The 23,333-nt window shown below is 36.6% G+C and carries 24 protein-coding genes, 2 tRNA genes and 1 pseudogene; 22 read left to right on the top strand and 5 right to left on the bottom strand.

The features are described from left to right. From KY055_01625 to KY055_01520, 22 genes and pseudogenes are all read left to right on the top strand, one after another. The coding region (locus KY055_01625) for a hypothetical protein (GenBank protein MBZ1345324.1) at positions 1 to 703 on the top strand (703 nt) is incomplete at its 5' end. A gap of 42 nt (positions 704 to 745) precedes the next feature. Next, positions 746 to 2,622 (top strand): annotated as a pseudogene (locus KY055_01620) (alanine--tRNA ligase). A 168-nt stretch (positions 2,623 to 2,790) separates the two neighbouring features. Next, entirely contained in the window at positions 2,791 to 2,973 is a 183-nt protein-coding gene (locus KY055_01615; protein ID MBZ1345323.1) for a 4Fe-4S binding protein, read from the top strand. Positions 2,974 to 3,243: 270 nt separating this feature from the next. Further along, on the top strand, positions 3,244 to 3,642 hold the full coding sequence (locus tag KY055_01610) for an Rrf2 family transcriptional regulator (GenBank protein MBZ1345322.1): 399 nt from the start codon (positions 3,244 to 3,246) through the stop codon (positions 3,640 to 3,642). A gap of 50 nt (positions 3,643 to 3,692) precedes the next feature. Continuing rightward, positions 3,693 to 4,877 carry a cysteine desulfurase NifS gene (nifS, locus tag KY055_01605; protein MBZ1345321.1) on the top strand — a complete coding sequence of 395 codons (1,185 nt, stop codon included), beginning with the start codon at positions 3,693 to 3,695 and terminating at the stop codon, positions 4,875 to 4,877. Continuing rightward, positions 4,870 to 5,385: an iron-sulfur cluster assembly scaffold protein gene (locus KY055_01600; protein ID MBZ1345320.1), complete on the top strand. Its 516-nt coding sequence runs from the start codon at positions 4,870 to 4,872 to the stop codon at positions 5,383 to 5,385. Before nifS ends, KY055_01600 begins: the two co-directional genes overlap by 8 nt. After that, complete coding sequence (gene mnmA / locus KY055_01595; GenBank protein ID MBZ1345319.1) at positions 5,349 to 6,509, top strand: tRNA 2-thiouridine(34) synthase MnmA; 1,161 nt, start codon at positions 5,349 to 5,351, stop codon at positions 6,507 to 6,509. Before KY055_01600 ends, mnmA begins: the two co-directional genes overlap by 37 nt. A 1-nt stretch (position 6,510) precedes the next feature. Next, a complete protein-coding gene (locus KY055_01590; GenBank protein ID MBZ1345318.1) occupies positions 6,511 to 6,639 on the top strand; it encodes a hypothetical protein in 129 nt (42 codons plus the stop codon). A 238-nt stretch (positions 6,640 to 6,877) separates the two neighbouring features. Further along, a complete protein-coding gene (locus KY055_01585; protein ID MBZ1345317.1) occupies positions 6,878 to 7,246 on the top strand; it encodes a hypothetical protein in 369 nt (122 codons plus the stop codon). A 71-nt stretch (positions 7,247 to 7,317) separates the two neighbouring features. Beyond that, positions 7,318 to 7,785 carry a hypothetical protein gene (locus KY055_01580; protein MBZ1345316.1) on the top strand — a complete coding sequence of 156 codons (468 nt, stop codon included), beginning with the start codon at positions 7,318 to 7,320 and terminating at the stop codon, positions 7,783 to 7,785. 224 nt (positions 7,786 to 8,009) lie between these two features. Further along, complete coding sequence (murA, locus tag KY055_01575; protein MBZ1345315.1) at positions 8,010 to 9,275, top strand: UDP-N-acetylglucosamine 1-carboxyvinyltransferase; 1,266 nt, start codon at positions 8,010 to 8,012, stop codon at positions 9,273 to 9,275. Positions 9,276 to 9,282: 7 nt separating this feature from the next. Further along, positions 9,283 to 10,380, top strand: a complete 1,098-nt coding sequence (locus KY055_01570) for a rod shape-determining protein (protein ID MBZ1345314.1) — start codon at positions 9,283 to 9,285, stop codon at positions 10,378 to 10,380. 44 nt (positions 10,381 to 10,424) lie between these two features. Then, the gene (locus KY055_01565) at positions 10,425 to 11,300 is read left to right on the top strand and encodes a hypothetical protein (GenBank protein ID MBZ1345313.1); all 876 of its coding nucleotides are present in this window, start codon (positions 10,425 to 10,427) and stop codon (positions 11,298 to 11,300) included. A 7-nt stretch (positions 11,301 to 11,307) separates the two neighbouring features. Next, positions 11,308 to 11,865 carry a ribosome recycling factor gene (gene frr, locus KY055_01560; protein MBZ1345312.1) on the top strand — a complete coding sequence of 186 codons (558 nt, stop codon included), beginning with the start codon at positions 11,308 to 11,310 and terminating at the stop codon, positions 11,863 to 11,865. A 321-nt stretch (positions 11,866 to 12,186) separates the two neighbouring features. Continuing rightward, positions 12,187 to 13,266 (top strand): site-2 protease family protein, encoded by a 1,080-nt coding sequence (locus tag KY055_01555; GenBank protein MBZ1345311.1) that lies wholly within the window; start codon positions 12,187 to 12,189, stop codon positions 13,264 to 13,266. Position 13,267: 1 nt separating this feature from the next. Beyond that, on the top strand, positions 13,268 to 14,545 hold the full coding sequence (locus KY055_01550; protein MBZ1345310.1) for a prolyl-tRNA synthetase: 1,278 nt from the start codon (positions 13,268 to 13,270) through the stop codon (positions 14,543 to 14,545). A gap of 38 nt (positions 14,546 to 14,583) precedes the next feature. Next, a complete protein-coding gene (locus KY055_01545) occupies positions 14,584 to 15,636 on the top strand; it encodes a rod shape-determining protein (protein ID MBZ1345309.1) in 1,053 nt (350 codons plus the stop codon). 73 nt (positions 15,637 to 15,709) lie between these two features. Continuing rightward, positions 15,710 to 16,009 (top strand): Asp-tRNA(Asn)/Glu-tRNA(Gln) amidotransferase subunit GatC, encoded by a 300-nt coding sequence (gene gatC / locus KY055_01540; protein MBZ1345308.1) that lies wholly within the window; start codon positions 15,710 to 15,712, stop codon positions 16,007 to 16,009. 1 nt (position 16,010) lies between these two features. Continuing rightward, complete coding sequence (gene gatA, locus KY055_01535) at positions 16,011 to 17,465, top strand: Asp-tRNA(Asn)/Glu-tRNA(Gln) amidotransferase subunit GatA (protein MBZ1345307.1); 1,455 nt, start codon at positions 16,011 to 16,013, stop codon at positions 17,463 to 17,465. Then, positions 17,449 to 18,030: a hypothetical protein gene (locus tag KY055_01530; GenBank protein ID MBZ1345306.1), complete on the top strand. Its 582-nt coding sequence runs from the start codon at positions 17,449 to 17,451 to the stop codon at positions 18,028 to 18,030. Before gatA ends, KY055_01530 begins: the two co-directional genes overlap by 17 nt. A 160-nt stretch (positions 18,031 to 18,190) precedes the next feature. Continuing rightward, positions 18,191 to 18,264: transfer RNA gene (locus tag KY055_01525), tRNA-Met, on the top strand. A 26-nt stretch (positions 18,265 to 18,290) separates the two neighbouring features. Next, a tRNA-Asp gene (locus tag KY055_01520) sits at positions 18,291 to 18,365 on the top strand. A gap of 211 nt (positions 18,366 to 18,576) precedes the next feature. Here KY055_01520 and KY055_01515 read toward each other — a convergent pair. The 5 genes from KY055_01515 to KY055_01495 all read right to left on the bottom strand — a co-directional run bounded on the left by KY055_01515 (position 18,577) and on the right by KY055_01495 (position 23,149). Further along, positions 18,577 to 19,143, bottom strand: coding sequence for a hypothetical protein (locus KY055_01515; GenBank protein ID MBZ1345305.1), 567 nt, complete (start codon positions 19,141 to 19,143; stop codon positions 18,577 to 18,579). 143 nt (positions 19,144 to 19,286) lie between these two features. After that, positions 19,287 to 20,003 (bottom strand): SagB/ThcOx family dehydrogenase, encoded by a 717-nt coding sequence (locus KY055_01510; GenBank protein ID MBZ1345304.1) that lies wholly within the window; start codon positions 20,001 to 20,003, stop codon positions 19,287 to 19,289. 172 nt (positions 20,004 to 20,175) lie between these two features. Continuing rightward, complete coding sequence (locus tag KY055_01505) at positions 20,176 to 21,153, bottom strand: M48 family metalloprotease (GenBank protein MBZ1345303.1); 978 nt, start codon at positions 21,151 to 21,153, stop codon at positions 20,176 to 20,178. 79 nt (positions 21,154 to 21,232) lie between these two features. Continuing rightward, positions 21,233 to 21,760 carry a VTT domain-containing protein gene (locus KY055_01500; GenBank protein ID MBZ1345302.1) on the bottom strand — a complete coding sequence of 176 codons (528 nt, stop codon included), beginning with the start codon at positions 21,758 to 21,760 and terminating at the stop codon, positions 21,233 to 21,235. Positions 21,761 to 22,042: 282 nt separating this feature from the next. Then, on the bottom strand, positions 22,043 to 23,149 hold the full coding sequence (locus KY055_01495) for a threonylcarbamoyl-AMP synthase (protein ID MBZ1345301.1): 1,107 nt from the start codon (positions 23,147 to 23,149) through the stop codon (positions 22,043 to 22,045). Positions 23,150 to 23,333 lie beyond the last annotated feature (184 nt).

Here is a 23,333-nt window from a genome sequence, read left to right as displayed (position 1 = left end):
GGCTTTTGCCGGTTACCTGACTGCCGCGGCTGCTTTCTTAGGAATCGGTGTTTTTGGATACTACAGTGTCCGCTTTGCCGGATCTGTCAGCGGTTATTCACTTTCAGATATTGCCAGATTGTTAACACATGGTGACTGGCTAGGGAATTTTGCGTATATTTTGCCTCAGGTATTAATTTGTCTAGTTTATCTGGCAAGAATTTGGTTGGAGCGCCGCGGTTGGACATTGAAGATGCCGACAGCGTTGGCAACAGCTGCGATAATTGCCATCCCGGCAACATACATTGTTCTATTTGCCGAACGGCTGCACTGGGATGTGCCGAGGTTAGGATACTTTGCTCTGCCGGCTGCCCTTTTGCTGATTGTTTTAACAGCCGTTTCATTTATAGCGGCGCTGTTTCATCTTTTTCGTTTTCCCAGTCAACAGCCTTTGCCGCCGGCTGAGCCGCAGCCATCTATGGCGCCAGCCTCAAAGAAACTTAAAGTTCCCATTGGCCCGATCATGACCGGAATTGCCGCCCTGTTGGTTTTTATTATTCTAATGACTGGAGCAGTTAGAGGAATGCCGTTTATGCCGGGCGGATGGGGTTTATTGCTACTGCTTTTGTACTTAATAATATCTTCCGTTTTCTATCTTGGCTGGTTTTTGATAGTCCGTCTGGCAAAACACCTTTTTGCGTCCGAGGCATCCGTTATTCAGTGAAAATATAGATAGTATATGAAGATGAAGAGTAAATAAATTTTTATGAAATCAAAAGAAATCAGGCAGAAGTTTTTAAATTTTTTCAAAGAAAAAGGACACCTTATTATTCCCAGCGCTTCTTTAATCCCCGGAGAAAGCGATTCATCCACTCTTTTTACCGGGTCGGGTATGCAGCCCCTGGTGCCTTATTTATTGGGTGAAAAACATCCTTTGGGAAAACGACTCGTCAATTCTCAAAAATGTTTCAGAGCCGAAGATATTGAAGACATTGGGGATAACAGACATACTACTTTTTTTGAAATGTTGGGAACTGGTCTTTCGGGGATTATTTTAAAAAAGAACAACTGAGATGGTTTTTTGAGTTTTTGACCAAAGAATTGAAATTAGATTTCAATAAATTGTATGCCAGCGTCTTCAGGGGAAATTCGGATATCGGAATTGGCCGGGATGAAGAATCTGTTGAAATTTGGAAAAAACTTTTTAGAGAGAAAGGAATTGCGGCTGAAGACATTGATTTTTCTGAAAAAAACGGAATGCAAGGGGGAAGAATTTTTTATTATGATGAAAAGAAAAACTGGTGGTCTCGTTCCGGCCTTCCGGCCGATATGCCGATAGGGGAGCCCGGCGGACCCGACAGCGAAGTTTTTTATGACTTGGGAGCGGATTTAAAACGTCATGAAAATTCCTTATTTAAAAATCAGGCCTGTCACATTAATTGCGATTGCGGCCGATTTATTGAAATTGGCAATAATGTTTTTATGGAATATTCAAAAACAAAGAAAGGGTTCCAAAAATTAAAACAGCAGAATGTTGATTTTGGCGGCGGTCTTGAAAGAATAACAATGATAATTCAGGATAAAGACAGTATTTTTGAAACCGACTTGTTTATTAATATCATAGATAAAATTGAAGAGTTGTCAGAAGGGAAAAAATACAGAGAAAAGGCGAAGCCCTTTGAAGTAATTGCCGACCATTTGAGGGGAGCAACCTTTATTATGGCTGATGATAAGGGTCTTGTTCCTTCAAATAGCGAACAAGGATATATTGTCCGTCGGTTAATAAGAAGGGCGATTCGCTACGGCAAACAACTCGGAATTAAAAAGGACTTATGGACAAAAGAAATAGCCAAAATCATTATTCAGGATTATAAAGAAATTTATCCGGAATTGGAAAAAAATCAGTATTTTGTCATTAATCAATTTGAGGAAGAAGAAAGAAAATTTCAAAAAACCTTGGAAAAAGGTTTAAAAGAATTTAATAAAATAAAAGAAAAAGGCAGTATTTCCGGTTTTGATGCTTTTGATTTGTATCAAACCTACGGTTTTCCCATTGAAATGACGAAAGAATTGGCTAAAGAAAACGGCTTAACACCGGTTGATGAGTTAGGGTTTGAACAAGAGCTGAAAAAACATCAGGAATTATCACGCACTGCTATTGTTGGTAAATTTAAAAGCGGATTGGCAGATACTGCTAAAGAAACCAAAAAACTTCATACCGCCACCCATATTTTATTGGCGGCTTTGGAGAAGGTCTTGGGACACGAGGTAATTCAAAAGGGCAGCAATATAACGGCCGAAAGATTAAGGCTTGATTTTTCTCACCAAGAAAAACTTACTCCGGAGCAAATAAAAAAAGTTGAAAATACGGTAAATAAAATTATTGAAAGGGGTTTATCCGTTTCTTTTAAAGAGATGGCGACAAAAGAAGCAAAAAAACAAAAAGAAGTAAAGGGTGTTTTTGAATCAAAATATAAAGAGAGGGTGAAGGTCTATATTATCGGAGAAGGTGATAATATTTTTTCCAAAGAAATTTGCGCCGGTCCCCACGTTCAAAAAACTTCCGAACTGGGAAAATTCAAAATTATCAAAGAAGAATCATCAGCGGCCGGAATAAGAAGAATTAAAGCAATTTTAGAATAAATAAAACAATATGCCCCGTAATACAACCCCGTACAAGTTGCCTTCGGCAACTGTATCGGGGCTCCGTCCTTTCGGACTCCGCTTCCTATTACTGGGCATAAATATAATTAACTGGAAGCATAGCCCCATATAATCCGTTAGGAGCTATACGGGGTTGATATACGGGGTATGGCTAAACAGCTTTTTATCAATAAAGAAAAATGTGTTGGTTGTGGGACATGTCTGGCTCTTTGTCCCGAAGGAATCAAATTGGCAGAGGATGGTAAGTCGGAAATAATTGATGAGAAAAAACTGGAAAAATGCGGAGGAAAAGAAATTTGTCCATTCGGAGCAATAGAAGAGATTAAATAATCTCTTCTCCCACCTCATTTTTACTTCGTAAAAATTCGGTCATTGAAGAAAAAAATATGAAATAAAGTTAAAGCAACGGAGGACATTCCTCCGGATACTTTTTTTAAAAGTAGGCGCGTAAACTTTCTAACGGGGTTGACAGATAATTTTAATTTTGATAAATTAAAGCCGACCAAAAGGGTCGGCTTTTAAGTCGATGAAGTTTGCCCTTTCGGGTTGCCTTCATCTTCATCTTCGCCCCGCCCCCACGCGGGGGCAGGACTCAGATATATGAAAATTTCTAAAAAAACCCAATACGGACTGCGGGCAATGGTTTATTTAGCCAAAGAAAAAGAAAAAATTATTTCTCTTGGAAAAGTTGCCAAAGCCGAAGGCATTCCTTTTGATTTTTTGGAAAAAATATTTTCTCAATTGGAAAAAGCCGGTTTGGTTAGAGCGAAAAAAGGCGCTCAGGGAGGATATTTTTTAAGAAAAAAGCCGAAAAAAATCAAAATAAAAGAAATAATCGGGACTTTGGAAGGGAAAAAGACCTTGGTTGAATGTCTTTCCCCCAAAAAATATTTTTGTTCCCGGGAGAAAAAATGTTTGACAAAAATTTTTTGGCAGAAATTTCAAAAAATCATAGATTCGGCCCTAAATTCAATTGTTTTAGCCGATTTAATTAAATAATATGAAGAAAAAAATTTACCCCGCGCCTTTTTTTAAATAGGGAAGATAGGGTGAAAACAAAAAAGAAAAGGCACGGGGTTTATTTAGATTATGCCGCTACCACCCCGGTTGATTCATTGGTATTGAAAGCAATGATGCCTTATTTTAGTCATCAATTTGGCAATACTATGTCTTTATACTCATTGGGTCAAAAAGCAAAAGAGATTTTAGAGGAAAGTCGGGAAATAGTAGCCGATTTAATAGGAGCCAAACCAGGAGAGATAATTTTTACCGGCTCTGCCACCGAAAGCAATAACCTTGCCTTAAAAGGTATTGCTTTTGCAAATAAAGACAAGGGAAAACATATTATTATTTCTTCAATTGAACACTCCTGTGTTATGGAAAGCGCTAAGTGGCTGGAAACCCAGGGTTTTGAAATCAGCAAATTAAAGGTTGATAAACATGGTTTAATTGACATTAACGAGCTAAAAAAATCAATTAAAAAAGAAACAGTTTGTGTCTCAATAATGCAAGCCAATAATGAAATTGGAACAATTGAGCCGATTGCCCAAATCGGGAAAATCTGTAAAGAAAAAAAGGTTTATTTTCACACTGATGCGGCCCAAGGTCTCGGTAAAATTCCAATTGATGTAAAAAAAATGAACATTGACTTATTGACCGCCTCTTCTCATAAAATGTACGGTCCCAAAGGGGTTGGCTGTTTGTTTATTAAAGAAGGGACGAAAATTGAGCCAATTTTGCATGGAGGAAGCCACGAGGCTGGCTTAAGGTCTTCTACTATAAATGTCCCGGCCATTGTTGGTTTTGCCAGGGCTTGTCAAATTTGTAAAAAAGAAATGAAATCAGAATCAGAAAGATTAATAAAATTAAGAGATAAATTAATAAAAGCCGTCTTGGAAAAAATAAAGGGCAGTCGCTTAAACGGTCATCCGACAAAAAGATTAGCCAATAATGCTAATTTCTGGTTTGAGGGAGTGGAAGGGGAGTCAATTATTATTCATCTTGATTTATTGGGAATTGCTGCTTCTACCGGCTCTGCTTGTTCAACAGAGAAATTGGAACCCAGCCATGTTTTATTGGCTATTGGATTGAAACCTCATCAAGCTCACGGTTCTTTAAGATTAACCCTGGGAAGATGGACAAAGGAAAAAGATATTGATTATCTTTTAAAGGTTTTGCCAAAAGTTGTTGAAAAATTAAGAAAAATTTCACCGTTTAAGAAAAAATATGATTAAAAGAATCGGTCCTTATACTAAAAAAGCTATTGAACATTTTCAAAAACCCCATAATATGGGGAGAATAAAAAACCCGGATGGACTTGGAAGGGCGGGGAATATTTATTGTGGAGATGTGATGTATCTTTATATAAAAGTAGGAAAAGACAAAAAGGGAAGAGAAATAATTAAAGATATAAAATTTGAAACTTATGGATGTTTAGCCGCTATTGCTACCAGTAGCCTCATTACCGATTTGGTTAAAGGAAAAACTATTGAGGAAGCTTTAGAGCTCAATCGGCAAAAAGTAGTTGATTCTTTGGGGGGCCTACCCCCGATAAAAATCCATTGTTCAGTTCTGGCAGTTGATGCCTTACTTGAAGCAATTCATGATTATTTAGCTAAAAATAAAAAAGAAATTCCTAAGGAACTCCGGGAAAAACATCAAAGAATAAAAAAAGAAAAAGAAATAATTGAAAAAAGATATAAAGAATGGACAAGATTAGAAGAAAAAATGGGCAAAAAGTAGTTGTGGCAATGTCAGGGGGCTTAGATTCATCAGTGGCAGCAGCTCTTTTAAAAAGAGCAGGAGTTGATGTTATCGGAGCTTTTATGAAGTTTTGGTCGGAGCCGCAAAGCGGCTCCGACCCGCTGATTCGCGCCGATAGCAGCGCTGATTTACGCGGATACGAAAATCGGTGTTGCTCGTTAGAAGCTGAAGTCAGGGCGAGAAAAGTTGCCAGAATTTTGAAAATTCCTTTTTATGTTTTTAATTTTAAAAAAGAATTTAAAAAGAGAATTGTTGACTATTTTTTAAATAGCTATCAAAAAGGATTAACTCCAAATCCCTGCGTGGTTTGCAATAAGGAAATTAAATTCGGTTTGTTTTTAGAAAAAGCGTTAAAGATTGACGCTGATTTTATTGCTACCGGTCATTATGCCAAAAAACAGAAAACAGAAAATAGAAAACAGAAAATAGAATATAAATTATTAAGGGCGAAAGATAAAGAAAAAGACCAGTCCTATTTTTTATGGCAAATAAATCAAAAACAATTAAAAAGAGTTTTGTTTCCAATCGGAGATTACACCAGGAACGAAGTTGAAAATTTGGCAAAAAAATTTAAGTTACCCGTTTTAAAAGCCAAAAAATCGGTTGAAATTTGTTTTATTCAAACTAATATCAATGATTTTCTGGCTCGCCATCTTAAACAAAAGCCAGGCCAAATCCTATGTTCAAACTTGAAGTTTGAACATTCGAGTAAGATAATCGGAAAACATCAGGGGCTGGCTTTTTATACTATTGGCCAGAGAAAAGGGATTGAGTTGTCAGGAGGACCTTTTTATGTGGTAGAGAAAAATTTAAAAGAAAACACTTTAATAGTTACTTCTTTTTTCAGAGACAAAACGCTTTACAGCAAAAGTTTAATTGCTAAAAATGTTAATTGGATTTTTGGCAGAGAACCAAGTCTACCCATTAAAGTAAAAGCCCAAATTAGATATAGGCATAAGTCGGTTTCCGCCACCATAATACATAAAACACCAGACGCAAAATACAAGATACTGTTTGCTCAACCCCAAAGGGCAATCACCCCTGGCCAGTCAATCGTTTTTTTTAAGGGCCGGGAGGTTTTGGGCGGAGGAATAATTTGTTAAAATAAAATATGACATTGCCAAAAAAGAAAATTGTCAAGCCGCTATGGCCGGTGAAAGTTTAGGGCAGGTTGGTTTCCAAACCCTGTCCAATCTCGGCCTTATTCAAGAGGCAAAAATTGAAAATTACTAAATCTATCCTTAAATTTAATTTTTTAAAAAGATGTTAAAGTTTAAAAAAAAACCATTAATAATTTTTTTAATTCTTTCTTTCTTAATTTTTAATTTCCTCTTTCTCCCGAGCCACAGAGAGAAGAGGGTTTGCTTTCTCCGAACCTCAAAAAATTTCTGACCGACCGGAACTGACCATTCATTTTTTTTACAGCGCTCTTTGTCCGGTTTGTATTAAAGCTAAAGAATTTTTGAGACAATTGCCAGAAACCTATCCCACGGTTGAAATAAAAGAGTATGAAGTTCTTTATCAACCGGAAAATCAAAAAATTTTAAGCGATTTTTATCAAAAATACCAAGTTCCCAAGGGGGAACAGGGGATAGTGCCGATAATTTTTCTGGAGGAAAATTATTTCCTTGGATTTAATGAACTAATTGCCAAAGAAATAGAAGATCGTTTAAAAGAATGTTTATTTGACCAGGAACCAGTTGTTTCTCAAAAAATTATTAAAATTCCTATTTTAGGCGAAATTGATATTTTAAAACTTTCCTTACCGGTCCTAACTATAATTTTAGCAGCCCTGGATGGATTTAATCCCTGCGCCCTCTGGATAATGATATTTTTTTAACTGCCTGGTTAAATTTATTTTTAGTCATAGGATATGTTCATTTAACCCGAATTTTAATTGGAACTTTCGCCATGGGAATGGGTATTTGGCAGATTAAAAATTTTATTACTTATAATCCCGGAGTTTGTAAGGTCTTGGGCTTAAACTCTTTAGTTGAACGACAGTTGAAAATAAAAGAAAGAATAGAAAAAATAGCCAATGCCCCCTTGATTAATTTTGCCACCATTTTTGGATTAATTGTTCTGGCTTTTGGGGTAAATTTAGTGGAATTTTTCTGTTCAGCCGGTTTACCGGCTATTTTTACCCGGGTCTTAGCTTTAAATCCCTTAACCACATTAGGTTATCATTTCTATCTTTTACTTTACGTCTTTATTTTTATGCTGGACGAATTAATAATTTTATCTGTGGCTTTAATTGCTTTGAAAAAAATTGGTTTTACCGATAAATACAATTACTGGGCAACCCTCATTAGCGGAATATTAATTATTATTTTGGGGTTTTTGTTGATTTTTAAACCAGAGGTCTTAATGTTTGTTTAGGGGTTTGGTGAGAAATGCACGGGTGAGAAATACACGGGTTTCACCTGTGTATTTCAGGTGTGTTTTCTGATAATACTGCCATTCTTTTTGCGTTAGAAACGGGTTTCATTTGGGGGCTCATCTTGGGGGCTCATCTTGGGGGCTCATCTTGGGGGCTCATCTTGTATTCTACGAGACTTAGAATTGACTCTTTTGGAATTTTTGATTATTATGAATAAAGTATTATGGCAGAAAAATTCATTATTAAAGGAGGTAAAAAAATAGAAGGAGAGGTTGAGATTAAGGGTTATAAAAATGCGGCCGGTCCCATTTTGGCCTCAACTTTGCTTACTGAAGAAGATTGTATTATTGATAATTTGCCTTTGGTGACTGATGTTTTGAGTTTAATCAATATTCTGGAAAAAATGGGAGCTGAAATAGAATGGCTGGGGGAAAGAAAGATAAAAATAAATACCCGGAAAGTTAATCCGGAAAAATTGGACTTTGAGGAAATTTCCAAAAGCCGGGTTTCAGTTCTTTTAATCGGTCCTCTTTTAGCTCGCTTTAAAAATTTTAAAATTTCTTCACCGGGCGGAGACAGAATCGGTTTAAGGCCAATTTTTACCCATCTTGATGCCCTTAAAAAACTGGGGGCGGAAATTTCCCAGGAAGGGAATTTTTATCACTTTAAAGCCAAAAACCTTTTTGCCAAAGAAATAATTTTGAAAGAATTTTCAGTTACCGCAACGGAAAATTTAATGTTGACCGCTTCTTTAATTGAAGGACAAACCATTATTAAAATGGCTGCTGCTGAACCTCAGGTTCAAGATACAGAACGAATTTTAGAAGCAATGGGAGTAAAAATAGAGGGGCTGGGAACTCATACCCTTAAAATTGAAGGAGCAAAAAAACTAAAGGGGGTTAATCACCAAATTATTTCTGACCCCCTGGAAGCAGGAACCTTTATGATAGCCGGAGCAATCATCCCCAATAGTCAACTGAAAATAAAAAAAGTTATTTTTGAACACCTGGATAGTTTTTTGGATAAAATGGAAGAAATTGGAGTTGATTTTCAAAAAAACCCTGACAATTCTCTAACTGTTAATTATTCTCCAGACCTAAAAGCAGTCAAGATTCAAGCCCTGCCTTATCCTGGTTTTCCTACTGATTTATTGTCAATAATCGTTCCTCTTTTGACTCAAACCCAGGGCAAAAATTTAATTCACGACCCCTTATATGAAAACCGATTAGGTTATACTCAAGAACTGAGAAAAATGGGAGCGGATATTGAAATAGTTGATCCTCATCGAGCTTTTGTTTTTGGCAAAAACCCTTTGCGGGGAGTGAAAATAGAGTCCTGGGATATCAGAGCAGGAGCTTCTTTGATTATCGCCGGTCTTTTAGCCGAAGGTCAGACAATAGTTGAGAATATTTATCAAATTGATAGGGGTTATGAGAAAATAGAACAACAGTTTCAGAAATTAGGAGCCGATATTAAAAGAATTAACTAATAAATATATGTTTGTTAAAAAGATAGGAATTGACCTCGGTACTTGTAACTCTTTGGTATTTCTTTTCGGAAAGGGAATAATTTTACAAGAACCATCGGTGGTAGCCGTAAGCTTGGCTGAAAATAAAATTTTAGCCGTTGGTCAAAAAGCCAAGGAAATGATTGGCCGAACACCTGACACCATCAGGATTTATCGTCCCCTTAAAGACGGAGTCATTGCCGATTATCGGATTACTCAGGCAATGTTGAAATATTTTATTGATAAGACATTAGGTTTTTTTAAGTTTTTTAAACCGGAATTACTAATTAGCGTTCCGGCCGGCAGTACTTCCACCGAAAGAAGAGCGGTTATTGAAGCCGGCATAATGGCCGGAGCTAAAGCGGTTTATCTGGCTAAAGAACCGATATTGGCGGCTATTGGCGCCAATATACCCATTAACTCTTGTTCAGGTAATATGGTCGTTGATATCGGGGGAGGAACCTCGGAGGTGGCGGTAATTTCTTTGGGCGGAATAGTAACCTCTTATTCAATTAGAACGGGCGGAGATAAAATGGACCAGGCAATTACCGATTATATTAGAAGAAAATATAATTTAGTTATTGGAGAACAAACAGCCGAAGAAATAAAAATAAAAATCGGCACGGCTTTACCGGGAAAAAATTCCCTTTCGTATAACAATGAAACTTTATCTCAACCGGAAACCGGCAAGACAACAGCTAAACCCCTGACGGTTCGCGTAATTAAAAATTCAGGAAAAAAATTAGAAATTCGTGGCCGGGATTTAATTTCCGGGCTACCTCGTAATATTGAAATTTCTTGCCATGAGACGACCGAAGCTATTTCTGATGTTTTAAGAGAAATTATTGAAGCAATTAAAATAGTTTTAAGAGAAACGCCGCCAGAGTTATCTGCTGATATTATGAACAAAGGTATGGTTTTAACCGGCGGCGGAGCTATTTTGAGAAACATTGAAGAATTAATTGCCAAAAACGTGGGCGTTCCTTGTATAATTGCCGAAGAGCCCTTGCTTTGTGTGGCCAAAGGAACCGGCGTCATTTTAGAAAATCTGGAGTTATATAAAAAAAGCATAATGGTAAAGAAATAAACCCCAGTGAGGCAAGGCCTTTACTGCAGGGTAAAATCCTAAATATGTTGATAGGTCATCAAAAACAGTGGCAATTTTTAATAAAATCAGCCGAATTAGAAAAACTTTCTCATCTTTATCTATTTTGGGGAGAAGAAAAATTGGGTAAAAAAACTTTCGCTTTTGAATTTATAAAATGGCTTTTTAAAGAACAAAAAATTTCTCCAGAAAAACATCCCGATTTGATTTTTATTGAACCAGAGGACGTTGGAAAAGAAATTAAAATCAATCAAATTAGAAATTTAATTTGGAGATTATCTTTAAAAACATCTTTGGCCGATTACAAGGTTGGAATTGTTGACGATGCTCATTTGATGAATTTTCAAGCCCAGAATTGCTTTTTAAAAACGTTGGAAGAGCCGAAAGGTAAAGCATTATTGATTTTAATTACGGCATACCCTGAAAAACTATTACCAACCATTCTTTCCCGGGTTCAAAAAATCAGATTTTTTCCCTTAAAAAGAAAAGAGATTGAAGATTATCTGGCTGCTCAAAAGCTCAAAGAAAGGGAAGAAATTTTGATTTTTTCTTCGGGAAAACCGGGCTTGATGATGGAATTTCTTTTTCAGCCGGAAAAATTAAAAAAAACAAAAAAATTCATTTTAGAAATTATGAAAATTATCAATTCCGATTTGAATTTCCGTTTTCAATATGCCAAGAAAATTTCTCAGGAATTTTCCAATCCGGAAGAAATTTTAAATATTTGGCAAAGATATTTTCGTCAGATTTTATTAAAATCGGCAATGGAAAATAAATTTTCCACTCTTACTTATTTAAAATTAAAAAACATGCTTGAAGCCATTCAAAATACCAGGTCTTTAATTTCCGACACCAATGTTAATTTAAAATTGGCCTTGGAAAATTTAATGTTAAAATTTTAATATGCCAATGGATTACAAAGAAATTATCAATAAAATTAAACCGGAAATGGATAAAGTGATTATTTTTTTAGAAAAAGAAATGGCAAAAATCCGAACCAGCCGGGCGACACCCTCTTTGGTTGAAGATATAACCTGTGACTGTTTTGGCCAGAAATTTCCCTTAAAGCAATTGGCTACCATTTTGGTGCCGGAACCGAAACAGATTTTGATTCAGCCCTGGGATAAATCTTATATTGAGGGAATTATTTCCGGTTTAATCAAAACAGGGATTGGAGCAAATCCCATTGTTGACAAAGATGTTATTCGGATTAATTTACCCCCCCTAAGTCAAGAATATCGGAAAGATTTAATCCATTTAATTTCAACAAAACAGGAAGAAGTCAGAAAGACAATAAGAAGATGGCGGGAAGAGGCCTGGGAAGAAATTCAGGAAGGATTTAAAGAAGGGGAAATCAGGGAAGATGACAAATATCGGGGGAAAGATGAATTACAGGAATTGGTTGATGAATATAATAAGAAAATTAAGGAGATAGGGGAGAGGAAACAGAAAGAAATATTAGAATAGTCGCTCGGGAACGCAATTTTTAGGACACGCTCTGCTCCCCAGCGAGGAGCAAGCTCATTTCCTCGGCAAATTTTCGCCAGAGGCGAAACCATGCAATTTGCCTGCGGATGGTCCATAAAAATTGGTTCCCTCGCCTTAAAAAATAGTCGCTTGACAACAAGTTTTAAAGTACCGATAGTTCAAATTTCCAGCGCAATTTGACTATCTAAATTCTCGGCGGCAAATTCTTCGCTTCACTCAGAAACCATGCTTTGCCGCCTGCGAAATTTACTTTAAAACTTGTTGCCTCGCTCGATATAAAATACAAGACACAAGATACATATGTTTCTTACAATAATTATCGTTTTTATCAGTTTTATCGGATTAGTCATTTTGCATGAATTTGGGCATTTTCTTTTGGCAAAAAAATATGGGGTAAAAGTGGAAGAATTTGGAATTGGTTTGCCTCCTCGTCTAATCGGAAAAAAAATCGGAGAAACACTTTATTCTTTGAATCTTTTGCCTTTTGGCGCTTTTGTCAAAATTGAAGGCGAGGAAGGAGGAATTGAAAGTATTCATAGTTTTGACAAAAAACCGATTTGGCAAAGAGCTTTAATTGTTTTAGCCGGAGTGGTTTCTTTTTGGCTAATTTCCATTGTTTTATTAAGTATTGTTTTTGGAATTGGTACCTGGGGACCGGTTTCTGATGAGCAAGAAGCTGTTAATGCTAAAGTTAAAGTCGTGGGAATAGCGGCTGGTTCACCGGCTGAAAAAGCCGGCATAAAATTAGGCGATATTATAAAACAATTTTCCATTTCCAACTTCCAATTTTCAATTGATAAGGTTAGAGAGGCGCAAGAGCTTACTGAAAAATATAAAGGAAAGGAGGTCATTTTAACAACTGAAAGGGGTAAAGAAATTTTTAATATTAATTTAATTCCAAGGGTTTCTCCTCCGGCTGGAGAGGGTCCGATGGGTGTGGTTTTAGCCAGAGTGGAAATAAAAAGATATCCTTGGTATTTATCTCCAATAAAAGGAATTGAGGCCTCTTTTAATATGACCATTCTAATATTGGGAAGTTTGGTTCAACTTTTAGTAAATTTAATTCAAGGTCAAGCATTGCCTCCGGAGGTTAAATTTGTCGGCCCGATTGGCATTGGCGCTTTTATGATTCAAGTCGCCCAATTGGGTTGGGTTTATTATTTACAATTTATCGCTGCAATTTCTATCTATCTGGCCATTTTTAATCTTTTACCGATTCCGGCATTAGACGGAGGAAAATTATTATTTTTAGGCATTGAAGCGGTGAGAAAAAAACCGGTTAATCCAAGGGTTGAGAAAAAAATTACCGCTTTCTTTTTTACCATCTTGCTCTGTTTGATGGTTTGGGTGACAATAAAAGATATCATCGGCCTATTTTAATATGAAACAAGGGCAACTTTTTACCAAAACAATTAGGCAAGTCCCAAAAGATGAAAAAAGTATTAACGCCCAGCTTTTAATTAGGGCTGGTTTTATTGATAAATTAATGGCTGGGGTCTATACTTTTTTGCCCTTGGGCTTGCTGGTTTTTAAAAAAATTGAAAATATTATTAGGGATGAGATGAATAAAATTGGCGGGCAGGAAGTTTTAATGCCAGTCCTACATCCCAAAAATTTATGGGAGAAAACCCAACGTTGGCATTCTTCAGAAATGTTTAAACTGAAAAGTAGAGGAGGAAAGGATTATGGTTTGGGTTGGACGCACGAGGAAATTATTACGCCCCTGGTTCAAAAGTTTGCCAAATCTCACAAAGACCTACCTTTATATGTTTATCAAATTCAGGATAAATTCCGTGATGAATTGCGAGTAAAATCAGGATTATTAAGGGGCCTGGAATTTGTAATGAAAGACCTTTATTCTTTTCACAAAAATGAGAAAGATTTGGATAGATATTATGAGATAGTTAAAAAGGCCTATTTTAGAATTTTTAAAAGATGCGGTTTGGAAAAAGAGACCCTTTTAACTTTAGCTTCGGGCGGAACTTTCAGCCAATACTCCCATGAATTTCAAACCATAACTCTTTTTGGCGAAGATACTATTTACCTTTGCCAAAAGTGCAAATTGGGAATTAATAAAGAAATTATTGCCAAAGAAAAATACAGCTGTCCTGAATGTAAAAGTAAAAATTTAGAAATTAAAAAAGTCATTGAGGTAGGGAATATTTTCAAATTAAAAGATAAATTTAGCCGAGCTTTTAATTTTACCTTTCGCGATGAGGACGGAAAAGAAAAAATGGTCTTAATGGGCTGTTATGGCATTGGGCTTAGTAGGTTAATGGGAGCGATTACTGAAGTTCACCATGATAAAAATGGAATTATTTGGCCAAAAGAGGTGGCTCCATTTAATCTTCACTTAATCCAAATTGAGAATAGTAAAAAAGTTAAACGGGCGGCCGAAAGAATATATCAAGATTTAAGGGGGGTAGGAATTGAAATATTATATGACGATAGAGACAAATCTCCTGGAGAAAAATTTGTTGAAGCGGATTTAATTGGAATACCCTGGCGAATTGTGGTAAGCGAGAGGACATTAGCGAAAGGTTGTATAGAATTAAAGAAACGCGGCAGACCAAAAATTGAGTTTGTGAAAATAAAACACTTGCCGCAATTCTTAAACGAAAAACTAAAAACACTAAATGCAAAACAAAAATGTTTTTAGTATTGATTTGCAATAAGTTTTAATTTAGCGAAGCGCTTATGTTAAATAAACTTCTATCATATATTTCAGAAGACATTGCCATTGACCTGGGCACAGCCAATTCTTTGGTTTATGTTCGGGGTCGGGGAATTGTTATTGAGGAGCCATCAGTAGTAGCCGTCAACCAAAAAACCGGTCAAGTTTTAGCTATTGGCCAAGAAGCCAAAAAAATGGTTGGCCGAACACCGGGTCATATTGTGGCTACCCGGCCCTTGAGAGCCGGGGTAATTTCTAATTTTGAAGTGACCGAACAAATGCTTAAATATTTTATTGAAAAAGCCAATAAAAGAAGATTTCTTTTAACTCCTAAACCCAGAGTTGTTGTCGGAATACCTTGCGGAGTAACAGAAGTGGAAAAAAAAGCGGTAATTGACGCTACCAAATTAGCCGGCGCCAGACAGGTCTTTTTAATTGAAGAACCAATGGCTGCTGCCATTGGCGCCAGATTGGAAGTTCAGGAAGCGGGCGGAAATTTCATTGTTGATATTGGCGGCGGAACAACAGAAGTGGCAATTATTTCTTTAGGGGGAATCGTCCTTTCAAAAAGTTTAAGGATTGCCGGCGATAAACTTAATGAAGACATAATTCAGTTTGCCCAAAATGAATATAAACTTTTAATCGGCGAGAGAACGGCCGAAGAAATTAAAATTAAAATCGGTTCGGTTATTCCCGTGAAAGAGAAAAAAGAAGCGCCGATGAGAGGACGGAATTTAATAACCGGCCTTCCGGAAGAAATTTCGGTTTCCGATGAGGATATTCGGAGAGCCATTGAAAGATCGATAAAACAAATTGTCAATGAAATAAAAATGGCTATTGAAGAAACGCCGCCTGAATTATTGGCTGACATTATGAGCAGAGGGATTCATCTTTGCGGCGGCGGAGCCCTTTTACGGGGACTTGATGTTTTAATCAAAAAAGAAACTAAAATTCCAACTAAAATTATTGAAGACCCAATGACGGCTGTTGTCAGGGGAGCGGGAATAGTTTTGGAAAATCTTGATGATTTACATCAGGTCTTGGTGGAAACAGAGTTTTTAGAACCGCCCCGTTAAAATTTTCAATAATTTTTAATGCTTAAATTTTTAAACAGTTTTAAAATTAAGATTTATTCAAAAATTAAAAATTGTGATAAGTAAAAAGGAAGTTCAGCATATCGCCAAACTTGCTCGATTGGGTCTAACTGAAAAAGAAATAGAGAAGTTCCAAAGGGAACTCTCTTCGATTTTGGATTATATTGAAAAGTTAAAAGAAGCAGATGTTTCCGGAGTAGAGTTGACCGATTATTCTTTTGATATTGGAAACATTATGAGGGAAGATTTACCCGCCAAAATTTTCAAAGAAAACTTAGGCAGGCAAGCAAAAAAACTATTAGAGCTGGCGCCAGAGACCAAAAACGGTTATTTAAAAGTCAAATCTATTTTCTAAAATGGAATTAACCGATTTAACAATTATTCAGACCCACCAGGGATTAATAAAAAAAGAATTTTCCGTTTTAGATTTAATCAAGGTCTATTTAGAACGAATTGATCGGTTGGATAAAAAAATTGGCGCTTTTTTAAGTATCAATCAGGATTTGGCTTTATCTCAGGCAAAAAAAATAGACAAACTGATTATTAAAAAAAAAGAAATTCCAGTTTTAGCCGGTATTCCTTTGGCAATAAAAGACAATATTTTAGTTGAAGGTCTAAAATGTACAGCCGGCTCAAAAGTTTTAGAAAATTATTTTGCCCCTTATGACGCCACAGTCATAAAAAAACTGAAAAGGCAGGGGGCAGTAATTCTGGGAAAGACAAATTTAGATGAATTTGCCATGGGTTCTTCAACCGAAAATTCAGCTTTTTTTCCAACTAAAAATCCGCTTGATTTAAAAAGAGTTCCCGGTGGTTCTTCTGGTGGTTCAGCAGCGGCCGTGGCGGCTAATTTTTGCTCATATGCTTTAGGTTCTGATACCGGCGGCTCTATAAGACAACCGGCTTCTTTTTGCGGAATAGTCGGATTAAAACCAACTTATGGAGCAGTATCCAGATATGGATTAATTGCCTTTGCCTCTTCGCTTGACCAAATAGGACCGATAACTAAAACGGTGGAGGATGCCAAAATAGTTTTTGATGCAATTAAGGGTAAGGACGAACTGGACTCAACAAGCGTTCAATTAAGCGAAAAGCGAAAAGCGAAAAGCGAAAAAATTAATCTAAAGAAAATAAAAATTGGTATACCGAAAGAATATTTTATTAAGGGAATGGATCCCGAAGTAGAGAAAATTATAAAAAAGGCGATAAAGAAATACGAAGATATGGGAGCTAAAATTGAAGAAGTTAGTTTGCCCCATACTGAATATGCTTTACCTTGCTATTACATAATTGCATCCTCGGAAGTCTCAGCCAATCTGGCAAAGTATGATGGGATAAAATATGGACTATCAGAAGCGAAAAGCGAAAAGAGAAGAGCGAAAAACTTATTGGATGTTTATTTGAGAAGTAGGGAAGAGGGGTTTGGAGCAGAAGTAAAAAGAAGGATTATGCTTGGGACTTATGCCTTATCGGCCGGTTATTATGAGGACTATTATCTTAGAGCTCAGAAAGTTAGAAATTTAGTTAAAAATGATTTTGAAAAAGCGTTTAAAATTGTTGACTTTATTTTAACCCCTACTTGTCCCACCCTACCTTTTAAACTTGGCGAAAAAACGATTGACCCCTTAACTATGTATTTATCTGATATTTTTACCAATCCGGTTAATTTAGCTGGTTTGCCGGCTATTTCTCTGCCCGGCGGTAAAGTTAAGGACTTATCAGTTGGTCTCCAAATCATCGGCCAACCATTCCAAGAAAACAAAATTTTAGAAGTTGCTCAAATTTTTAAAAATTATGGAAAAACTGATTGAAAATATTATTGAAAATATTGAAAATGTTTTTATGCTTGATTTAGCTGTTTTATTTGAGAAGGGGGTTTCTTTTATTGTTTATCCTCCTCCCCATATTGGTTTTTTGATTATAAAAATTATTTTTATTACTACCTCTTTGCTTTTTCTAAGTTTTATCGTTTTCGCTCTTTTAAAAAGCAGTTGGCTTAAATTTCATTTTCTTATTGATTTGTATGAATTTTTTAATTATCGGCCTTACGGTATGCCTAAGTTAACCAAAAAATGGTTAAAAATAAAAGCTCGTTTAGTTAGGGGGACTGAGGATGAATATAAGTTGGCAATAATTGAAGCAGATTCTTTATTGGATGAGATTTTAAAAAAAATAGGTTACGAAGAAGAAGAATTGTCTGGAAAATTAAATAAAATACCAGCCGGGGTTTTGCCCAACATTGAAGAGATTTTACAAGCCCATAAAATAAGGAACGATATTATTTATGACCCCAATTACAAATTATCTCTTGAGGAAACGGAAAAAATATTGGCAATTTTTGAAAAAGCCCTAACCGATCTTCATGCTTTGACATAATTTAAAAAATATATTAAGATAAAATAAGATAGGATAGTCAATCTTTGGCTGCGGCTGAGGTGGCAAATTATATTGAATTGACGCGGGGTGGAGGAGTAGTACCTTGCGAGGCTCATAATCTCGAGACGGCCGTGCAATTCGGCCCCCCGCAACAAGTTTTGCCGACGTAGCTCAGTGGTTAGTAGCAGGGTCTTCATAAGGCCAAGGTCACAGGTTCGAATCCTGTCGTCGGCATAAAATTTTGAAAAATATTTTAATATGGGCCCGTAGAGGAGTCCGGAGTCCTCGGTTCCCTGTCACGGAACAAATCGTGGGTTCAAATCCCATCGGGCCCGCTGTAAGCGGGATTAGTGCGGGGTTGTATCACCGGGCATAATTATATTATTTTACCCCCTTAGAAATTTTTAATCCAGATCTTATTTAGCGAATCTATCACTAGATTTAGCGAATCTATCACTAGAGAATTTCTAATCGGGCTCACCCCAAATTTCAAATTAACACCCCTGTTCTTAATTCGCACGATCGTACGCTTTAGGTACTTTTAGATTAAATTAAATTGAACTGTTTTTTTAGTTCTTCCTCTTCGGTTATTTTTTCTGCCACCAGAAGTCTTATGTCTCCGTGAAATTCTAATTTCCAGAGTTTCAATAAAGCCATTATTTCTCTTTCCATATCGTGAGGGAAAATCCAGACACTTTTTTGCAGCTCTACAAACCCAATCCATTTCAATTCCCTTCTCAGAAAATCCCTATCTCTTCGACTCATTTCTGGAATATCAAATATAATTATTCTCCATTTTCCATCCCATTTTTTCTTTTCTAACTTTTTCCAAAGGATAATTTTTATAATTTCAATTCTCCCTTTTGGAGTCAACTCCCACCCAGCTTCGGTCTTTTTAAGATAGCCCTTTCTTTTCAAGGTATTTATTCTCTGTTGAATCATTTTCTGAGCAACAGGTTTAGGAAGGGAAGGATAACGATATAAAGAAAAACCCCTCATTAATTTATGAGGATTAAAAATAATAGTTATTCCTAATTCGAATAAATTTTTTAAAGTCTCCCCCAAATAACCTAAAATTTTCTCAGTTAATCCTTCCTTTTGAAGCCTCCTCATTTTATGTTCTTATTATGTTCTTAATTCGCACGATCGTGCGAATTAAGTATTTAATATGTTAATGTGTTATGTAATGTGTTATGGAGATTAAAATATTTTTATTAAGATTTTTATAAGATTTTCTGGCCAGACGAGATTTGTCATTATTTCTTCCGGCCGACTGGCATAATATACAAAGGTTCTTCTTCTGCCGGAAGGCCCAATATTTCTCTAACTTTTTCAATCTCAAAGCCCCCAACTACTACTGTGCCCAAGTTTAAACTTTCAGCCTGCAAATGAACATTTTGGGCAGCATGTCCTACTTCCATATAAACATAACGAGGCGCTTTTTCTCTTCCATATCTTCGAGCGGTTATTTCATAATTTCCAGTAAAGATGATATTAACCGGAGCTTTCTCAATCCAGATTTGACCAAAAGCAGCTTTGGCTAATTCTCTTTTTAAATCTTTATCTCCAACCTTTATTAAAGAATGATTGTCAGGATTGTACCGATACATACCAATTTCCAAGCCCTCAACTTCACCCATCAGATACACCCTTAGAGGATAAAGCGCGCCAGCTGAAGGAGCAGTTCGAAAACCTCTCTTTGGGTCAGTGATTCCCTGAGCAGCCCACAAAAGCTGAGAAATTTCTTGCAAATTTAAAGGTTCATCTCTATACTCTCTAACACTTCTTCTTTTTAAAAGCGCTTCTTCAACCGATGTCTGGCTTTGATGTCTTGGTTGAGGAAGAGATATTTCTCCTTGAAGAAAATTTTGCTCAATTAAATTAACAGGCTCTGGCCTAAAAAACAAAACCCTATCCCCAACTAAAATCAACCCCATCAATATTATTGTTAAAATAAATACTTTTTTAAACATAAGACCTATTGCGAAATAATTTTTCGTGACGAAATTTGAAGATTTTGAGCGAAAATCGTGAAGAATGAGGAGACATATACAGAGTATATGTTGACGAATTCTGAACGATTTGCAGCCAAAATATTCAAGTTGCAGTAGAAAGGATTATTTTGCAAGAGGTCTATAGACAAATCTAAATTAAAGCGGCTAGTTTTTTAATTCGTTTTAGGGTATTTGGGTGGGTGGTGAAAAGCTCCAGCATTTTTTCCGCCCCGCTTAATTTTGGCTTTTTTGTCCTTAGAGCCAAAAGTTCATTTTGTTCAATGGTTCCGGAAAGATCTCTGTCAACCTCCTTTAACTCTCTTACTTCATTCCAGGCTCGGCTTACATCATTTAAAAAGAAGGCCTTTATTGCTCCCACCCTTCTTAGCTCTTGTTCTCCCTGAGGGGTGTTTTTAATTTTTGCTGAACCAAAAACTAATTTATATAAAGCCGAAGCCAGATATTGAGGAGGGTTTCCCAGTTTAACGCTTCTTTCATCAGCATAATATTCTCTAATCCGAGAGCCGTACAAAACCAAAAGATTGGTCAAAAAATAAAGAACCATTGCCCCCAAACCAACTAAAGCTGCATAGCCCCCACTTTGTCTCTGGTTGCCAAACATTCTTCCCCAGATAAAGCTCCAGGCAATCCAGTATAAAATTAAAGGAATAACCGAAATCAGGGTGATAATCATCATATCTCGATGTTTCAAATGGGCAATCTCGTGGCCCAAAACCGCTTTTAATTCATCCTTAGTTAATAATCTTTGAATACCTTGAGTAATACAAACCCTTCCATCTCTAATGGTTCGGCCAAAAGCAAAAGCATTGGGAAGAGAAAGTTGAGAAATGCCGATTTTTGGCTTGGGAATCCGGGCATTTTGAGCGATTTCAGCCACCATTTGATGAAGTTCCGGCTCTTCTTTTTCTGAAACATATTTTACTTTCATTATTGTTGAAACCAGCCGGGGTCCAATTAAGTACTGAAAGCCCATAAATAAAATCGCCAGAACAATGTAACCAACGGCGCTACCTACTCCCAGATAGCTTCCGATACCGGTAATTACCCCATACAAAATTCCAAACATCAGCCCCACCAACAACCACATTTTAAGTTGAAGTCCAAACATAATACTGGTTTTAGTTTAACATTAACACATTAAATACTTAATTCACACGATCGTGCGAATTAAGAACATATTTACATATTTAAAAGAAAAATTCAAGTCCCCAGCCGCCCAGCAGGGCAAAAAAGATGTATTTGGGAACAGTCCCTAAAGCGCAAAAGAAAATGAATTTCAAGAAAGGGAATTTTAAAATACCTGCTGCTGCTCCAACAATATCAACAAAAGGGTTGGGAATAAGGGCAAAAAAGAAAATAACCAAAGCTCCCCGACGCCGCATCCAGTTAATCATTCTTTGATATTTGGCAGAATTCTTAGCTACTGCTCGACCACTATAACCAAAAAAATAACCAGTGGTTTGGCCCAAAGCTGCTCCAAAACCGGCTAAAAGGCCTATTAACCAAGGATTGAAAATTGCAGCTAAGCCCATAATCACTGCCCAGCCAGGCGCCGGAATAACCAAGGTAGCGTTAGTAAGCATTGAAATCAGAAAGGCGCCCAAATAGCCATATTCTTCCAGCCCTACTATTTTTTCCCTGAAAAGAAAAATTAAAACACTAAGACCAATTACTAAAAGAAAAATTGTAATTTGAAGACAAAGTTCTTTTCTCACATTTTTTATATCAGGGTTTTTTAATCAGTTTAATCTATTCTAATTTTTTCCAAATCCCATTCCAGAATCTTTTCCAAAACGAGTGAACCCCCCGGTAAAGTAGAATAAGATAAAGTCCAGCTAAAACTAACAAAGATGGCCAGAGGAGCCCCCAAATTCCTATTGGCAAAATGCCCAAATTTTGTAAAAGAAAAAGCGTTCCGATAAGAATTAAAATTAGGCCTAAAAACATGTTTTTGAGTTTTTTAAAATTTTGAACCGACCTTTTGCTCTATTAGATATTTACTTGTCTAATCGGTTGCCAGCGGCTTTTTTGAGCCGATGCATTATGGCACAACCAATGCCTTTTTCAGGGAAAGTTTCAGCTAAAATGACATCTACTTTCTTTATATCAAATTTTCTTAAGGTTTGAAATAGATTACGGGAGACTTCTTTTAGATTTTTTCTGCTCCCGACCACCAAGACTACATCGCCATTTTTTAGAAATTTTTTTGTCTCTCTACTTATCATTATTCCTACTTTCTTTTTCTGTTTTTTGTAAAAACTAATTAAGTCCTTGAATTTTTTTAACCTCTTTAAATCTCCTTCAACCCTGTTAGAGATATGTCTTTTTCGCGCTTTACCCCATTTTTTAGAATCTCTAACGGGGTCAATTAAAATCAAGGGAGCTTTGGGAGCATAATGGCGATACTTCATTCCTGGTGATTTTGCTTTTCCCTTAAGTTTTTTACCCAATAAGCTTGGATGAAGTTGAATATCTTTGATAACTTTTTTTAATTCTTCAAAAGAAATTCCTCCCGGCCTTAAAATTTGAGGGGGCTTGACGGTTAAATCAAGAACTGTTGACTCCAATCCTATTTTTGTTCTGCCCCCATCTAAAATTAAATCAATTTTATTGCCTAAATCCTCAAAAACATGTTTAGCAGTAGTTGGAGAAGGCCGGCCAGCTAAATTAGCTGAAGGCGCAGCAATAGGAACTCCAGCAGCTTTTATTAACTCTAAAGCAATTTTATTTTTTGGCATTCTAATAGCTACTGTATTTCCTCCAGCCGTTACCTCAACCGGCACCACTTTCTTTTTAAAGAGAACCAAGGTTAAGGGTCCTGGCCAAAATTTCTTAGACCCCAGACCAAATTTTTTGAAGTGGGGGTCTACTAAAATTTCTGCTTCTTTTGGGATAGTTTTGGCTAATTTTTTTAAATCTCCAATATCGGCAATGTGAACAATGACTGGGTTGTCTAAGGGTCGGCCCTTTACCTCAAATATCTTTCTAACCGCTTTTTTATCCAAAGCATTAGCGCCTAAGCCATAGACGGTTTCAGTTGGAAAAGCCACCAACCCCCCTTTTTTAATAATTTCAGCTGCTTTTTGAATGATATTTTTAATCATAAATCATAGTTGAAGAAAATAGATTTTCTTCACGTACCCGAGCGAGGCGAAGCCGAGCGAAGGGTGAAGATGAAGCGACAGCTTCAGCGACTACCCGAGCGAGGCGAAGCCGAGCGAAGGGTGAAGATGAAGCGACAGCTTCATCGACTACCCGAGCGTCAGCGAAGGGGCGGGTTCGCTGAAC

Source organism: Candidatus Nealsonbacteria bacterium (assembly GCA_019923625.1).
In the GTDB taxonomy this organism is placed as follows: Bacteria; Patescibacteriota; Minisyncoccia; order Minisyncoccales; family RBG-13-42-11; genus JAHXGN01.
Note: the sequence above shows the minus strand (reverse complement) of the source record. Positions and strands in the feature narration are given on the sequence as shown.

Excerpts from the sequence above, each read along its gene's own strand:
- KY055_01615 (MBZ1345323.1), top strand. The coding sequence starts at position 2,791 with ATGGCTAAACAGCTTTTTATCAATAAAGAAAAATGTGTTGGTTGTGGG.
- KY055_01610 (MBZ1345322.1), top strand. The coding sequence starts at position 3,244 with ATGAAAATTTCTAAAAAAACCCAATACGGACTGCGGGCAATGGTTTAT.
- KY055_01600 (MBZ1345320.1), top strand. The coding sequence starts at position 4,870 with ATGATTAAAAGAATCGGTCCTTATACTAAAAAAGCTATTGAACATTTT.
- mnmA (MBZ1345319.1), top strand. The coding sequence starts at position 5,349 with ATGGACAAGATTAGAAGAAAAAATGGGCAAAAAGTAGTTGTGGCAATG.
- KY055_01580 (MBZ1345316.1), top strand. The coding sequence starts at position 7,318 with ATGGGAATGGGTATTTGGCAGATTAAAAATTTTATTACTTATAATCCC.
- murA (MBZ1345315.1), top strand. The coding sequence starts at position 8,010 with ATGGCAGAAAAATTCATTATTAAAGGAGGTAAAAAAATAGAAGGAGAG.
- KY055_01570 (MBZ1345314.1), top strand. The coding sequence starts at position 9,283 with ATGTTTGTTAAAAAGATAGGAATTGACCTCGGTACTTGTAACTCTTTG.
- KY055_01565 (MBZ1345313.1), top strand. The coding sequence starts at position 10,425 with ATGTTGATAGGTCATCAAAAACAGTGGCAATTTTTAATAAAATCAGCC.
- frr (MBZ1345312.1), top strand. The coding sequence starts at position 11,308 with ATGGATTACAAAGAAATTATCAATAAAATTAAACCGGAAATGGATAAA.
- KY055_01555 (MBZ1345311.1), top strand. The coding sequence starts at position 12,187 with ATGTTTCTTACAATAATTATCGTTTTTATCAGTTTTATCGGATTAGTC.
- KY055_01550 (MBZ1345310.1), top strand. The coding sequence starts at position 13,268 with ATGAAACAAGGGCAACTTTTTACCAAAACAATTAGGCAAGTCCCAAAA.
- KY055_01545 (MBZ1345309.1), top strand. The coding sequence starts at position 14,584 with ATGTTAAATAAACTTCTATCATATATTTCAGAAGACATTGCCATTGAC.
- gatA (MBZ1345307.1), top strand. The coding sequence starts at position 16,011 with ATGGAATTAACCGATTTAACAATTATTCAGACCCACCAGGGATTAATA.
- KY055_01530 (MBZ1345306.1), top strand. The coding sequence starts at position 17,449 with ATGGAAAAACTGATTGAAAATATTATTGAAAATATTGAAAATGTTTTT.
- KY055_01515 (MBZ1345305.1), bottom strand. The coding sequence starts at position 19,143 with ATGAGGAGGCTTCAAAAGGAAGGATTAACTGAGAAAATTTTAGGTTAT.
- KY055_01510 (MBZ1345304.1), bottom strand. The coding sequence starts at position 20,003 with ATGTTTAAAAAAGTATTTATTTTAACAATAATATTGATGGGGTTGATT.
- KY055_01505 (MBZ1345303.1), bottom strand. The coding sequence starts at position 21,153 with ATGTTTGGACTTCAACTTAAAATGTGGTTGTTGGTGGGGCTGATGTTT.
- KY055_01495 (MBZ1345301.1), bottom strand. The coding sequence starts at position 23,149 with ATGATTAAAAATATCATTCAAAAAGCAGCTGAAATTATTAAAAAAGGG.